The sequence below is a fragment of the Streptomyces sp. NPDC126499 genome (genome assembly GCF_040302485.1).
Lineage (GTDB): Bacteria > Actinomycetota > Actinomycetes > Streptomycetales > Streptomycetaceae > Streptomyces.
The window spans coordinates 328422-343414 of sequence record NZ_JBEOUO010000009.1 but is presented as its reverse complement, the minus strand read 5'-3'; the positions used below and the strand labels follow the sequence as shown (position 1 = coordinate 343414).

Annotated in this window: 5 protein-coding genes; 1 reads left to right on the top strand and 4 read right to left on the bottom strand. The window is 75.2% G+C overall.

Annotated features, from left to right (window positions below):
* The 4 genes from ABTZ91_RS16695 to ABTZ91_RS16680 all read right to left on the bottom strand — a co-directional run.
* On the bottom strand, nt 1-11378 hold an 11378-nt coding region (locus ABTZ91_RS16695; RefSeq protein WP_352077881.1), incomplete at its 3' end, for an SDR family NAD(P)-dependent oxidoreductase.
* Between the two features lie 193 nt (nt 11379-11571).
* Nucleotides 11572-12453: an alpha/beta fold hydrolase gene (locus ABTZ91_RS16690; protein WP_352077880.1), complete on the bottom strand. Its 882-nt coding sequence runs from the start codon at nt 12451-12453 to the stop codon at nt 11572-11574.
* Entirely contained in the window at nt 12450-12689 is a 240-nt protein-coding gene (locus ABTZ91_RS16685; protein WP_352077879.1) for an acyl carrier protein, read from the bottom strand. The genes ABTZ91_RS16690 and ABTZ91_RS16685 overlap by 4 nt, the downstream gene beginning before the upstream one ends.
* Nucleotides 12686-14578: an HAD-IIIC family phosphatase gene (locus ABTZ91_RS16680; RefSeq protein WP_352077878.1), complete on the bottom strand. Its 1893-nt coding sequence runs from the start codon at nt 14576-14578 to the stop codon at nt 12686-12688. Before ABTZ91_RS16680 ends, ABTZ91_RS16685 begins: the two co-directional genes overlap by 4 nt.
* A 239-nt stretch (nt 14579-14817) precedes the next feature.
* On the opposite strand from ABTZ91_RS16680, the gene ABTZ91_RS16675 reads away from it, so the two are divergent.
* Nucleotides 14818-14964 carry a hypothetical protein gene (locus tag ABTZ91_RS16675; protein ID WP_352022414.1) on the top strand — a complete coding sequence of 49 codons (147 nt, stop codon included), beginning with the start codon at nt 14818-14820 and terminating at the stop codon, nt 14962-14964.
* The last annotated feature ends 29 nt before the right edge of the window (nt 14965-14993 follow it).

The following is a 14993-nucleotide window of genomic DNA, read 5'->3' as shown; positions in this document are numbered from 1 at the left end:
ATGAGGTGGCGTGCGCCGTGGTGGGTGACGAGGTGGCGGGCGAGGAGGCTGCCGAGTGCGCCGGTGCCTCCGGTGATCAGCACCGTCCCCTCCGGATCGAACACCCGCGCGCCCGGCGCGCCCTCGGCTCCCGCCGCCGTCCCGGCCGGGCGGTCACGCTCGGCGCGGGCCAGCGTCGGGGCGAACAGCAGCCCGCCCCGTACGGCCACTTCGCCCCGCCCGGTGGCGACCACGGCCGGCAGCGACTCCGCCTCCGCCGCCCAGTCGTCCCCGAGCCCGCCCACGGCACCGTCGGTGTCCGGGGCCGGCGGGAGGTCCACCAGGGTGAACAGGCCGTCCGTCTCCTGCCGCGCGGTCCGCAGCAGGCCCCACACCGTCGACACGCCCGGTGACGTCACCCGGGGATCCGGCCCCGCCGCGACGGCGCCGCACGTGACCATGAGGAGCCTGGTGTCGGCGAGGCGTTCGTCGGACAGCCACTCCTGCACCACGGCGAGCGCGTCGACCGCGCTGGTGTCGGCGGTGGCGAGCACGTCGTCGCCGTCCTCCCGCCAGGGCAGCACGACCACCGACGGCACCGGCTCGCCCGCGTCCAGCGCGGCCCGCAGCCCCGCCAGGTCCGCGTGCCGGGCCCGGATGCCGAGCCGGTCGGCCACCGCGCCGCCGTCCTTGCCGAGCGTCGCCCACGAGGCGGCCGGCGCGTCCGGATCCGCCGGCCGCTCCACCGGAACCTGCCGCCAGCGCAGCACGTAGAGCGGATCGCGGGAACCCGCCGAGGACGCGGCGAGCGCACCCAGGTCCACCGTGCGCAGGGCCAGTTCGGCCACCTCCGCCACCGGCGCGCCGGTCGCGTCGGCCAGCGTCAGGGCCGCCGTGTCCGGCCCCGTCCTGCGCAGCCGCACCCGCAGCGCCCGGGCACCCTCGGCGTACGCGGAGACGCCCGACCAGCTGAACGGCACCCGCAGCGGCGCCTCCGGGTCGGCCACCAGCAGGGCGTGCAGCGCGGCGTCGAGCAGCGCGGGATGCAGCACGTGACCGGCGGTGCCGGTGCCGGCGGCGGTGTCCTGGACCTCGCCGCCGCCGTCGGGCAGGGCGACCTCGGCGTACAGGTCGTCGCCGTCCCGCCACAGCCCCGTGAGGCCCTGGAACAGCGGTCCGTACGCGTACCCGCGGGCGGCGAGCGCGTCGTACGCGTCGGTGAGGTCGACCGGCTCTCCGGCCGGCGGCCAGGACAGGTGCTCCCCGGAGGCTCCGTCGGGCGCGCCGGCGGCGAGGGTGCCGGTCGCGTGCCGGGTCCAGTCCGCCCCGTCACCCGCCCCGGCGGCCTCCTCGCCGCCGTCCGCCGGACGCGCGTGCACGGCGAGCGGCCTCCGGCCCGCCCCGTCGGGCGCGCCGACCCTCAGCTGGAGGTCGACGGCCCCCGACTCGGGCAGCACCAGCGGGGCCTCCAGGGTCAGGTCGTCGACCGACCCGGCCGCGGCGAGGTCCGCCGCGTGCAGCGCCAGGTCGACCAGGGCCGCGCCGGGCAGCAGGACCGTCCCGCCGACGGCGTGCTCCTCCAGCCAGGGGTGGGCGCGCCGGGACAGCCGCCCGGTCAGCACGAACCCGTCGTCGTCGGCGAACCGGACCACGGAGTCCAGCAGCGCGTGCCCGGATCCGGCGCCGCCCGTCCGCTCCGCGCGGCGGGTGAGCCAGTAGTGGTCCTGCCGGAAGGGGTAGGTCGGCAGGTCCTCGGGATGCGCCGGGGTGCGGTCCGGCCGCCAGTCCACGGGGGAGAGCCCCCCGACGTGCAGCCGGGCCAGGGCCGCGCCGAACGTGGCCGCCTCGTCGCCGCCGCGGCGCAGGGCCGGGGCGAGCACGGCGGGACCGGACAGCGACTGCCGGGCCAGGGCCGTGAGGATCGCGTCCGGGCCGAGCTCCACGTACCGCACGACCCCGCGCTCCTCCAGGACGCGGACGTGGTCGGTGAAGCGGACCGTGTCGCGGATGTGCGCCGTCCAGAAGGCGGCGGTCGTCGGGTCGCCGCTCATGACGAGCGGGATCGACGGCTGCCGGAAGCGGATGTCCGCGACGGCCTGTTCGAACTCGCGGAGCATCGGCTCCATGAGCGGCGAGTGGAAGGCGTGGCTGACCTTGAGCCGGGTGGTGCGCCGGCCGAGTGCGGCGAACGCGTCGCGCACCGCGAGCGCGTCCTCCTCGGCGCCCGAGACCACGGTCGAGTCCGGCGCGTTCAGCGCGGCGACGGACAGCCTCGGCGTGAGGTGCGGCCGCACCTCCTCCTCGGTCGCCTGTACGGCGATCATCGCCCCGCCGGCCGGCAGGGCCTGCATCAGCCGGCCGCGGATCGTGACGAGCCGGGCCGCGTCGTCCAGGCCGAGGACGCCGGCCGCGTGCGTGGCGGCGATCTCGCCGATGGAGTGGCCCGCCAGCTGGTCGGGGACGACCCCCCGGTGCTCGAGCGCCCGGTAGAGCGCGGTCTGCAGGGCGAACAGGGCCGGCTGCGTGTACTCGGTGCGGTTCAGGAGCTCCGCGTCCTCCCCCCACATCACCTCCCGCAGCGGCCGGTCGAGATGCCCGTCGAGCGCCGCGAGCGCCTCGTCGAAGGCGGCGGCGAACACCGGGTCGGCGGCGTGGAGTTCGCGGCCCATGCCGAGCCGCTGGCTGCCCTGGCCGGTGAACAGGAACGCGGTGCCGCCGGTGAGCGCGGTGCCCGCGGTCAGCCCCGGGGCCTCGGCGCCTTCGGAGAGGGCGGCGAGGGCCGTGAGCAGCGCCTCGCGGTCGCCGGCCGTGTCGACGACGGCGCGGTGGTCGAAGCGGGCGCGGGCGGCGAGCGAGGCCGCGACCTCGCGCAGGGGAGCGTCCGGGTGCTCGGTGACGTACGCGTGCAGCAGGCGGGCCTGCTCCTTCAGGGCCTCGCCGGTCTTGGCCGACAACAGCCAGGGAAGGTCCCGGACTTCCGCGTCCGCGGCGGCCTCTTCCGGTGCCTGCTCGATGATCACGTGGGCGTTGGTGCCGCTGATGCCGAAGGACGAGACGCCCGCGCGGCGCGGCTCCCGGTCGGCCGGCCGCCAGGGCCGGTTCTCGGTGAGCAGCCGCACGGTGCCGTCGGACCAGTCGACGTGGTCCGTCGGATCCTCCGCGTGCAGGGTCCGGGGCAGCACCCCGTTCCGCATCGCCATGATCATCTTGATGACGCCGCCGACACCCGCCGCGGCCTGTGTGTGGCCGATGTTGGACTTCAGCGAGCCGAGCCAGAGGGGGTGTTCGGCGTCGCGCTCGTTTCCGTAGGTGTTGATGAGGGCCTGGGCCTCGATGGGGTCGCCGAGGCGGGTGCCCGTGCCGTGGGCCTCGACGGCGTCGACCTGGTCGGCCGTCAGGCGGGCGTTGGCGAGGGCCTGGCGGATCACGCGTTCCTGCGAGGGCCCGTTCGGCGCCGTCAGGCCGTTGCTCGCACCGTCCTGGTTGGTGGCCGTGCCCCTGACGACCGCGAGCACCGGGTGGCCGTTGCGGCGCGCGTCCGACAGCCGCTCAAGCAGCAGCAGACCGACGCCCTCGCTCCAGCCGGTGCCGTCCGCGGCACGGGAGAACGACTTGCAGCGGCCGTCCGGCGACAGCCCGCGCTGCCGGCTGAACTCCACGAAGGTGCCCGGAGTCGCCATCACCGTCGCGCCGCCCGCGAGCGCGAGCGAGCACTCGCCCTGCCGCAGCGACTGCGCGGCCAGGTGCAGCGCCACCAGCGACGACGAGCACGCCGTGTCCACGGTGATCGCCGGCCCCTCGAGGCCGTAGGTGTAGGCGATACGGCCCGACACCACGCTCCCGAGCGTGCCCGTCAGCAGGATGCCTTCGAGCTCCTGCGGCATGTGCTGCACGTGCGGCGCGTAGTCGTGGTACATCGTGCCCGCGAACACGCCCGTGTCGCTTCCGCGCACCTCGCCCGGGTCGATGCCGGCCCGCTCGAAGGTCTCCCAGGCCGTCTCCAGGAGCAGCCGCTGCTGCGGGTCCATGGCCGTCGCCTCGCGCGGACTGATGCCGAAGAACTCGGCGTCGAACGCGCCCGCGCGGTAGAGGAATCCGCCCTGGTCCGTGCTGGACCTGCCGACCGCCTCCGGGTCCGGGTCGTACAGGTTCTCCAGATCCCAGCCGCGGTCCTCGGGGAACGGCCCGATCGCGTCCCGGCCCTCGCTCACCAGCCGCCACAGGTCCTCCGGCGAGGCCACCCCGCCCGGGAAACGGCAGGCCATGCCGATGATCGCGATCGGCTCGTACGCGTCGTCCGCCCCGCTCCCGGCCATGGCCCGCGCCGCCGGGACGAGCGCGGATCCGCCCGCGGCGCCCGAGGATCCCGAGGAGGTGAGCCGCTCGCGCAGATGTGCCACCAGGGCCTGCGGCGAGGGATAGTCGAAGACCAGGGTGGCCGAAAGCCGCAGCCCGGTCGCCGCGTTGATCCGGTTGCGCAGCTCCACCGCGCTCAGCGAGTCGAAGCCGAGGTCCTTGAAGCCGGTGCTGACGTCGACGGCCGACGCCGACGCGTGACCGAGCACCGCCGCCGCCTGCTCCCGCACCAGCTCCGTGATCCTGCGCTGCTGCCCGGCCTCGTCGAGACCGGCGAGCTCCGCGGCGAGACCGCCGTCACCGGCCGGCGCGGCCGCGGCGACCCGGCGCAGCGGCGCGCGGACCAGGCCGCGCAGCAGCGGCGGCACGCCGTCGGTCGCCGCCCGCGACCGTACCGCCGCCAGATCGAGCCGGGCGGGCACGAGCAGCGGCTCAGGGCGGCCGAAGGCCGCGTCGAACAGGGCGAGGGCCTCGGCCTCCGTCATCGCCACCACTCCGGACCTGGCCATCCGGGCCAGGTCGGAGCCACCGAGCTTCTCGCCCATGCCGCCCTCGCCCCACAGGCCCCAGGCCAGCGCGGTCGCCGGAAGGCCGAGCGCCTGGCGGTGGTGGGCGAGGGCGTCGAGGAAGGTGTTCGCGGCGGCGTAGTTCGCCTGGCCGGCCGCGCCGATCAGACCCGACACCGAGGAGTAGACGACGAACGCGGCCAGGTCCAGGTCCGCGGTGAGCTCATGGAGGTGGAAGGCGGCCTCGGCCTTCGGGCGCACCACGGTGTCGAGCCGCTCCGCCGTCAGCGCGGTCACCACGCCGTCGTCGAGGACACCGGCCGTGTGCACGACCGCGGTCAGCGGACGCTCGGCGGGCACCGATGCGACCAGCGCGGCGAGCGCCTCCCGGTCGGAGGTGTCGCAGGCCACGACCCGCGCCTCGGCACCCGCCGCGGCGAGCCGGGCGACGAGCTCGTCCGCGCCGGGTGCCTCGGGGCCGCGACGGCTGGTGAGCAGCAGATGCCGTACGCCGTGCCGGGCGACCAGGTGCTCGGCGAGCAGCCGGCCGAGCCGGCCGAAGGCGCCGGTGATCAGGACGGTGCCCTCGGCGGCGAGGGGCGCGGAGGAGGCGGTCGGCGCGTCCTCGGCGACCCGGGCCAACCGGGGCACCCGGATCTCGCCCGCGCGGACCGCGCTCTGCGGCTCGCCGGACGCGATCACGGTCCGCAGCCGCTGCCGGGACTCGGCGGCCCCGTCGACGTCGACGAGCGCGAAACGCCCGGGGTACTCGGACTGCGCCGAACGCAGCAGGCCCCACAGGGGAGCGGCGGCCAGTCCCCGCGCCGTCACCTCGGGGGCCGTGCCCCCGGCGGCGGCCCGCGCGGCGGTGCCCACGGCGTCCCGCGTGACGACCAGCATCCGGGTGTCCGCGAACCGCTCGTCGTCCAGCAGCGCCTGCACCGTCGCCAGGGCCTCGTGCGCGGTCCCGCGGGCCTCGGCCGGGGCCGGGCCGGAGCCGGCCGGCAGGGCCGCGTGCACGACGAGTCCGGGCGCGGTCGCCGTGCCGGCGTCCAGAGCCGCCCGCAGGGCGTCCAGCGACGCGTACGCCTCGGCGCCGAGCGCGGCGGCGAGTTCCCCGGCCTCGGGCGAGGCGCCGAGCACCACCCGGTGCTCGTGGTCCTCGCGCTCTTCGGCCACGGCGGCCACGGACGGCTGCCAGGCGACGGTGAACAGCGGCTGGCGCCGGGCACCGTCCGCGAGCCGGCCGGCCTCCACCTGGCGCAGCACCAGCGACTCGACGACCGCGACGGGCGCGCCCGCCGGGTCGTCCAGACGCAGGGTGACACCGCCGTCGGCGGACGGGGCCGCGTGCACCCGCAGCCGGGTCGCGCCCGTCGAGTACAGGGTCACGCCGCCGAAGGCGAACGGCAGCAGGCCCTCGGCCCCGTCGACCAGCGGGTGGAGGGCGGCGTCGAGGAGGGCCGGGTGGAGGGTGTGCCCGGTGGTGTCGACGCCTTCGGGGAGCTCGATCTCGGCGTAGAGGTCGTCGCCGTCGCGCCAGAGCGCGGTGAGGCCCTGGAAGGCGGGCCCGTACGCGTATCCGTGCGCGTCGAGCCGCTCGTACGCGCCCGTGAGGTCGACCCGCTCGCCCGGCGGCGGCCACGCGATCGGCTCGGCGGCCGGGGCGGCGTCCGTGAGCGTGCCCGAGGCGTGCCGGGTCCACGGCTCCGACTCGTCGGCACGGGAGTGCACGGTGATCGCCCGGCGGCCCGACGGGTCCGCCGCCTCCACCGTCACCTGCAGGGTGACCGCCGTGTCCGCGCCGAGCGGCAGCGGGGACTCCAGGGTCAGTTCCTCCACCGTACGGACCTGCGCGAGACCGGCGGCGTGGAGCGCGAGGTCGGCGAAGGCGGTGCCGGGCAGGAGGGGGGTGCCGGAGATGGTGTGGTCGGCGAGCCAGGGGTGGGTGCGCAGCGAGATTCGTCCGGTGAGGACGAGCTGGTCGCTGTCGGCGAGCGTGACCAGCGCACCGAGCAGCGCGTGGTCCGTGGCGGTGAGCCCGGCGGACGTGACGTCCGTGCCGGTCCGCCGCGACGAGAGCCAGTAGTGCTCGTGCTGGAACGGGTAGGTGGGCAGCCCCGCAGGGATACGGGTGGGAGTGCGGGGCTGCCAGGTGGTGGGGGTGTGGCCGGCGGTGTGGAGGCGGGCGGCGGCGGTGGCGAGGGTGGTGGGTTCGGGGGCGTTCTTGCGCAGGGTGGGCGCGAGGACGGCGGTGGGGTTGTCGAGGGTCTGCTGGGCGAGGGCGGTGAGGGTGGCGTCGGGGCCGAGTTCGAGGTAGCGGGTGGTGCCGTGGGTGTCGAGGTGCTGGATGCCGGGGTGGAAGCGGACGGTTCCGCGGATGTGTCGTGCCCAGTAGTCGGGGGTGCGGAGGTCGTCGCCGGTGGCGGGGCGGCCGGTGACGTTGGAGATGACCGGGATCTTCGGGGCGTGGAAGGTCAGGCCGGCGATCGCGGACCGGAACTCTTCCAGAACCTCGTCCATGTGCGCGGAGTGGAAGGCGTGACTGACCGTCAGTCGGCTTGTCTTGCGGCCCAGCACCGTGAAGTGCTCCTGAAGCGCGGCCACCTTCTCCGCGTCGCCCGAGACCACGAGCGAACCGGGCGCGTTGAGTGCCGCGATGTCCACACCGTCGGACAGCAGCGGGACGACCTCGTCCTCGGTGGCCTGGACGGCGAGCATGGCGCCGTCGTCGCGGGCGGTTTGCATGAGGCGGCCGCGGACGGTGACGAGGGTGACGGCGTCGGTGAGGTGGAGGACGCCGGCGGCGTGGGCGGCGGCGATCTCGCCGATGGAGTGGCCGATGAGGGCGTCGGGGGTGATGCCCTGGTGGGTCAGGGTGCGGTGGAGTGCGGTCTGGAGGGTGAAGAGGGCCGCTTGGGCGTACTGGGTCTGGTGGAGCGTCGCCGCGTCCTTGCCCCACATGACCTGGCGCAGGGGCTGGTCGAGGTGCTGGTCGAAGAGGGCGGCTATTTCGTCGAAGGCGGCGGCGAACACCGGGTCGGACTCGTAGAGTTCGCGGCCCATGCCGAGGCGCTGGCTGCCCTGGCCGGTGAAGAGGAAGGCGGTCTTGCCGGTGAGGGCGGTGCCGGTGGTCAGTCCGGGTGCCTCGGCGCCGTCGGCGAGTGCGGCGAGCGCGGTGAGGAGCTCATCGCGGTCGGTGGTGTCGATGACGGCGCGGTGGTCGAAGCGGGCTCGCGCGGCGAGTGCGGCGGCGACCTGGTGTGCCGGGGTGTGGGGATGTTCGGTGGTGTAGGTGTGGAGCTGTCGTGCCTGGTCGCGCAGGGCCTGCTCGTTCTTGGCGGACAGCAGCCAGGGCAGCGAGGCGACTTCCGGCTCGTCGGTGGCTGTGGGGGCTTCGGGGGCCTGCTCGATGACGACGTGTGCGTTCGTTCCGCTGATCCCGAACGACGACACGCCGGCGCGGCGGGGCCGGTCGTCGCGGGCCGGCCAGGGCTGTTCCTCGGTGAGGAGTCGGACGGTGCCGTTGGACCAGTCGACGTGGTCGGTCGGCTCGTCGACGTGCAGGGTCCGGGGGAGGACCCCGTTGCGCATCGCCATGACCATCTTGATCACACCGGCGACACCGGCAGCCGCCTGGGCGTGACCGATGTTCGACTTCAACGAGCCGAGCCAGAGCGGACGTTCGGTGCCGTGGCCGGCGCCGTACGTGTTGATGAGCGCCTGGGCCTCGATCGGGTCGCCCAGGCGGGTGCCCGTGCCGTGCGCCTCGACCGCGTCGACCTGGTCCGCGCCGAGGTCCGCGTCGGCCAGGGCCTGACGGATGACGGCCTCCTGCGAAGGGCCGCTCGGCGCGGTGAGGCCGTTGCTCGCGCCGTCCTGGTTGACCGCGGAGCCGCGCACGACGGCGAGGACGGGGTGACCGTTGCGCACGGCGTCGGACAGCCGCTCGACGAGCAGCAGACCGACGCCCTCGCTCCAGCCGGTGCCGTCGGCCGCGGCCGAGAAGGCCTTGCAGCGGCCGTCCGGGGACAGCCCGCGCTGACGGCTGAACTCGACGAACATACCGGGGCTCGCCATGATCGCGGCGCCGCCGGCCAGCGCCAGCGAGCACTCGCCCTGCCGCAGCGACCGCACCGCGAGGTGCAGCGCCACCAGCGACGAGGAGCAGGCCGTGTCCACGGTGATCGCCGGCCCTTCGAGGCCGAGGGTGTAGGCGATCCGGCCGGAGGCCACGCTGCCGAACTGGCCGGTCAGGAGGTAGCCGTCGACGCCGCCCTCGGCGGCGTCCGCGAGCCGCGGGCCGTACTCCAGGCCGTACGTGCCGGCGAAGACGCCGGTGTCGCTGCCCCGCAGGGTCGTCGGGTCGATGCCCGCCCGCTCGAACGCCTCCCAGGCCGTCTCCAGGAGCAGCCGCTGCTGCGGGTCCATGGCCGTCGCCTCGCGCGGGCTGATGCCGAAGAAGCCGGCGTCGAACTTCCCCGCGTCGTAGAGGAAACCGCCGCGGGCCGTCGAGGACTTGCCGGCGGCCTCCGGATCGGGGTCGTACAGGTCCTCGTCCCAGTCCCGGTCCTCGGGGAAGGGCCCGATGGCGTCGGTGCCCTCGCTGACCAGCTTCCACAGGTCCTCGGGCGAGGACACCCCGCCCGGGTAGCGGCAGGCCATGCCGACGATCGCGATGGGCTCGCCGGGGTCGACGTCCGCGCGGCGGCCCGCGGGCGCGGGCGTCGCTGCCGCCTCGTACAGCAGCGCGTGCAGATGCGCGGCGAGCGCGTCGGGCGTGGGGTGGTCGAAGGCGACGGCCACGGGCAGGCGCAGGCCGAGCGCCTCGGCCAGACGGTTGCGCAGCGCGACGGCGGCCGAGGACTCCAGGCCGAGGTCGCGGAACGTGTCGCCGGGCGCGCCGATCGCGGCCCCCCGGCCGGCCCCGAGCGCGTCCGCGGTCTGCTCCCGTACGACCTCCAGCAGGCGCCGGCGGCGCTCCTCCTCGGTCGACGCGTCCAGTTCCGCGCGGAGCCGGGTGACGGTGCGGGCCGCCTCGGCGGCGTCGGCGGCGGTGTCGTACGGAGGCAGCTCCAGACGCACGGGCTCCTCCGCGCCCTGGTCCTCGGCGCCCTGGTCCTTGGCGCCCTGGTCCTTCGCGTCCTGGTCCTTCGCGCCCTGCTCCTTGACGCCCCGATCCTTCGCGCTCCGGCCCTCCGCGCCCTGGTCCTCCCCGCCTCGGCCCTCGCCCTCCTGAAGGGCCGCCGCCCGGGTCAGGTCGACGGGCAGGCCGTGCGCCCACAGGTCGGCGAAGGTGGCCGCCAGGGCCTGCCGCCCGTCGCGGTCGCGCACCAGCGACCCGGCCACCACGACGTCCGCCGCCAGACCGGTGTCCTCGACCGTCTCCTCGACGGCCATCTTGAGCACGGGATGCGGTCCGGCCTCCAGGAACGCGCCGTGACCGTCGGCGAGCAGCGCCCGTACCGCCGACTCGAACCGCACCGGACGGCGCAACTGGCCCGCCCAGTAGGCACCGTCGAGCTCCGTCGTGTCCACCGCGGCGCCGAGCGCGGAGGAGTAGAACGGGATCCGGGACGAGGCCGGCCGGACCGTCCGCAGTTCCGCGAGCAGCCGGTCCATGATCGCGTCCACCTGCGCCACGTGGACCGGCACGTCGGACCGGATCCGGCGGGTGCGCACGCCCTCGGCGGCCAGTGCCGCCTCGAGCTCGCCCAGCGCCTCCTCCTCGCCCGAGACGGTCACCGAGCCGGGACCGTTGACGGCGGCGAGACCGATCCGGTCGCCCCACGGCACGAGACGCTCCCGCGTCTCCTCGGCCGGCAGCAGCACCGCCACGATGCCGTGGCCGCCCGCGAGTCCGTCGGTGAGGGCCGCACCCCACACCGCCGCGATCCGCAGGGCCTCGGCCCGCGGCAGCGCCCCGCACACGTGCGCCGCGGCCATCTCGCCGATGCTGTGCCCGACCACCGCGACCGGCTCGACGCCCAGCGAGCGCCACTCCTCGGTCAGCGCGATCATCACGGCCACCAGGGCCGGCATCACGACGGCCGCCGACTCCAGCCCCGGCGCGCCCTCGGCGCCCCGCAGGACATCGAGCAGGTCCCAGCCGACCAGCGGGCGCAGCTCGTCGGCGCAGGCGGTGAGACTGTCCCGGAACACCGCGGAGCCGTCGAGCAGGTCGACGGCCATGCCGTCCCAGTGCGCGCCGAATCCGGGATAGACGAAGACGGCCCCGGGCGCCGCACCGTCCTCGGGCAGCCGGCCCCGCCGCACCTCGGCGCCGGAGGCGTCCTCGGTCCGGCCGGCCGCCAGTGCCCGCAGCCCCGTGAGCAGCTCGTCGCGGTCCCGGCCGAGGACCACGGCCCGGTGCCCGGCGGCCTCGTCGGCCGCCGTCAGCGCGGCCGCGGCCGACGCCGGGGACAGGCCGGGGAGACTGTCGAGCAGTTCCGCGGCCGCGGCGGCGCGGGCTCGCAGCGAGGCCGGCCCGGGCGCCGAGACCGGCCACAGTACGACGGGGTGGGGTGCAGCAGTCATCGTCTACCGTCTCCGAATTTCGGTGTGCGCGGGTTTCAGGTCGAGCTGGGTGGAGGGGTGGAGGGGCGGGATGGGGGGATACGAGGAGGGAGGTCCGAGGTGCCGGACGGCGCCCCGGGGACGCCGGGGCGGTGCCTTCAGGACCGGGCGGTGCGCTAGGCGGCGGCGCCCCGGGGACGCCGGGGCGGCGCCCTCAGGACCGGGCGGTGCGCTCGGCGGCGAGCAGCGAGGCGACGAGCCGGAGCACGATCCCGGGCGCCGAGCGGTGGAAGAAGTGCCCGCCGGCCAGGGTGAACACCCGGAAGTCGGCCGTCGTGTGGCGGCCCCACTCGGCGGCGAGCCGGGGCGGCACCAGCGGGTCGCTGGACCCGGCGAGCGCGCGGACCGGGACCGGCAGCGGTTCGAGCACCGCGGCGGCCCCCGCACCGGAACCGTGGCTGTGGCCGTGGCCGTGGCCGTGGCTGTGGCTGTGCACGAGGCTCAGGTCGTCGCGCAGCACGGCCACGGCGAGCCGGAGCCACTCCGGGTAACGCCGCACCAGCTCGGGCAGCCCGCCGAGACCGGCCATCCACGCCGTCAGCTCCTCGTCGGTGCGCCGCTCCGGCGGGACGCCGTCGCCCAGGTGCGGCCGGTGCGGCGGAGGGCAGGCCCCGACCAGGAGCTGCCGGGGCGGGGTGAGACCCCGCTCGACCCGCCGCCGGGTCAGCTCGTGGGCGACGATGCCGCCCATGCTGTGCCCGTAGAAGGCGTAGGGAGCCTCGAGCAGCGGGTCGAGCGCCTCGTCGAGCTCGTCGACGAGCCGCGCGAAGTCGCGCAGCCGGGGCTCCTTGACCCGGTGCTCGCGGCCGGGCAGCTGCACCGGAACGACGGCGACGCCGCCGCCCAGACGCTCCTGCCAGCCGGAGAACGAGGAGGCCGCGCCGCCCGCGTGGTGGAAGCAGAACAGCCGCAGCGGCGCCCGCGTCGGGTCGGGCTGCCGGGGCAGCAGATACGCCGAGCCGGCCGGCCCCCGGCCGGGGGCCGGGCCTCGGCGGACCGGCACCGTCGTACCGGACCCGGCAAAGGCGCCGGTCATGTCTCCACCGTCCCCGCCGCCGTGAGCAGGAAGATGTCGTGGAGGCTGGTCGACTCCAGGACCTGCGCCATCGGCACCCGCCGCCCGGTCTCCCGCTCGATCGCGGTGAGCAGCGTCAGCAGGTGGAGCGAGTCCCAGCCGGGCAGTTCGTCGAACCCGGCGCCGACCGTCGAGGGCGTGAGGGACAGACCGATCTCGCTCTCCACGAGGGTGAGGAAGTCGTCGAGGTTCTTCACTGGAGCAGCCCTCCCAGGCTCAGGGTCAGCCGGACGTGCTCCGGCGGTGCGGTGATGTCCGCCAGGTCGTGACGGAAGAGGACGGGCGAGCTGTCGACGTCGCCGTCCGGGGTGTCCGGCGCGAAGCCGTTCGCGGGATAGAAGTCCCGCACCTTGCCGTTCTTGGCCGAGGGCCGGTATCCGGCCCGTACCGTGCTCAGGCCCTGCTCGCGGGCGTGGGAAAGGAGCGCCGACAGGCAGGCCTGCTCGATGCCACGGGCGAACACCCGGCAGCTGAGCAGGAAGTTGTCGATGACGAGGGAGTCGTCCTCGCGGTGGGCCAGGACGGCGCCGACGATGCCGTTGTCACCGAACCGGTCACCGGAGCGGATCGTCAGGACGAGCGAGCCCGGCGCGGCCGCACGCTCGGCCACCTCGGCCTCCTGGAGCCGCTCGGTGGTCAGGTTGAACTGGTTGGTGCGCAACGTCAGTTGCGAGACCCGGGCCAGTTCGGCGGGCGTGGCGTCGGCGAACCGCACCTGGACGTCGAGCTCGCGCAGGTAGTCGTCGAGGGACGAGAAGCTGTCCAGGAAGTCCTTGCGGTCCAGCTCCTCCCGGTACCGCTCGGGACGCTTCAGGTCGTCGGCCGTGACGTCCCGTACGGTGAACCAGCCGTCCCGCAGCAGCTTCTCGACGTGCAGCGCCGGCTCGTCGTCGAGTGCGACCACGGCGACGTCCGGCAGCTCGCGGGTGACGAGGCCGCACTCGTACGGACTGTCGTCGGCGAACACGAAGCTGTCGACGCCGAGGTTCAGATCGGCGGCCAGCTCGCGCAGGTTGTCGTGCTTGGGACGCCAGTTGGCGACCACCCGGACGAAGTCGTCCTCGCGCAGCGTCATGTCCGGGTGCGACGCCAGCACCTCGCGGACCGGCTCCAGGTCGTTCTTGCTGACCGCGGCGAGCAGCACGCCCTGCGAGGCGATCTGCCGCGTCGCACGCTGCAGCCTGCGGAAGGCCTCGCCGCGGTAGGAGCCGGACACCTCGATGCCCTCGATCCCGTCGTCGCCGAGGATCCCGCCCCACACCGTGTTGTCCAGGTCGAGGACCAGGACCTTCTTCGCCCGCCCGGTGGCCGCGCGCAGCACGTCGGCCAGCTCGCCCGCGTACGCCGCCTGCGCCTCGGGCGACAGCTCGGTGTGCGTGTAGACGCCGAGCCGGTCGTCGCGCAGCGGCAGGTCCGCGCCGAGCAGCGGGTCGAGGTCGAGGACGGTCAGCGAGGGGTGCTCGTCCATCAGGCGCAGCAGGCGCGCGTTGGCCTCCCGCCACACCGCGCCGAGCCGCGCCCGGTCGCGCAGCGCGACCAGCTGCGCCGGCCACTCGCGCGGCAGCGGAAGGGTATTGAGGACCAGCGTGCCGCGGCCCACACCGTCGAACACGCCGGCGAGCCCGTCGAGCAGCCGCAGCTTCTCGTCGAAGACCCGGGCCACGTCGTCGGGCCGCCAGGGCAGCGGGACCTCGTCGAAGACGACCGAGGCGTCCAGCAGGCACACGACGGCGTCGGGCTTCGCCGCGTACAGCTCGCTCCCGGTGTCCGACAGGTCGAAGACGTAACTGTCGAAGTCGGACACGTGCGGGCGCAGCAGCAGTCCGTGCCGGGCCAGCTCGGCGGTGACCGGCGGGACGAGCCCGGACACGGTGCTGTGCCCGGTGAAGGCCACCGACACCACCGGCGTGTCCGGATGTTCGGCGAGCACGGCGTCCGGGCCGATACGGGCCAGCAGGTTGCCCGCCCAGCGCCGTCCGGCGGCGTCGGCGGCGCCGACCAGCGCCCGTACCCGCGGGTACTCGGCGGCCACCCGGCCCCGCTCGTGCAGCGACCGCAGCGTGTCGTCGTCCGTCTTCTCGACCATTCCCAGCTCTCCCGTACGTCGGGTGCGACGTCGGCCATGCTTGGCGAGCGTTCTAAAGCCGCCCTTGCAGCCGTCTGTGCCGGGTCTTGCGGACGTGCCGGGAGAACGGCATCAGAACGGGATTAGCCCCTCTTAAGGGGTGGTTTGGCGAGCCCGTCTAGATCTTGCTCCGCACCACGGCGTGATCGGCGGCCGGCCGACCCGGCCGCCGCAGCGACCGCGATTCCTTGGAGGAACACATGGCGACCGCACTGACCGCAGAGCTGGAGTTCGATCTCGACCTCGACCTTGAGGTCGTGGTCCAGGACGCCCCGGCGATGGAGGCCAAGTCCTTCACGGGCACCGGCACCTGTCTTTCCTGCCCGGTCACGTCCTGGCACTGCTGATCGGCCCCACCGGCTGATCGCGCGCCGGG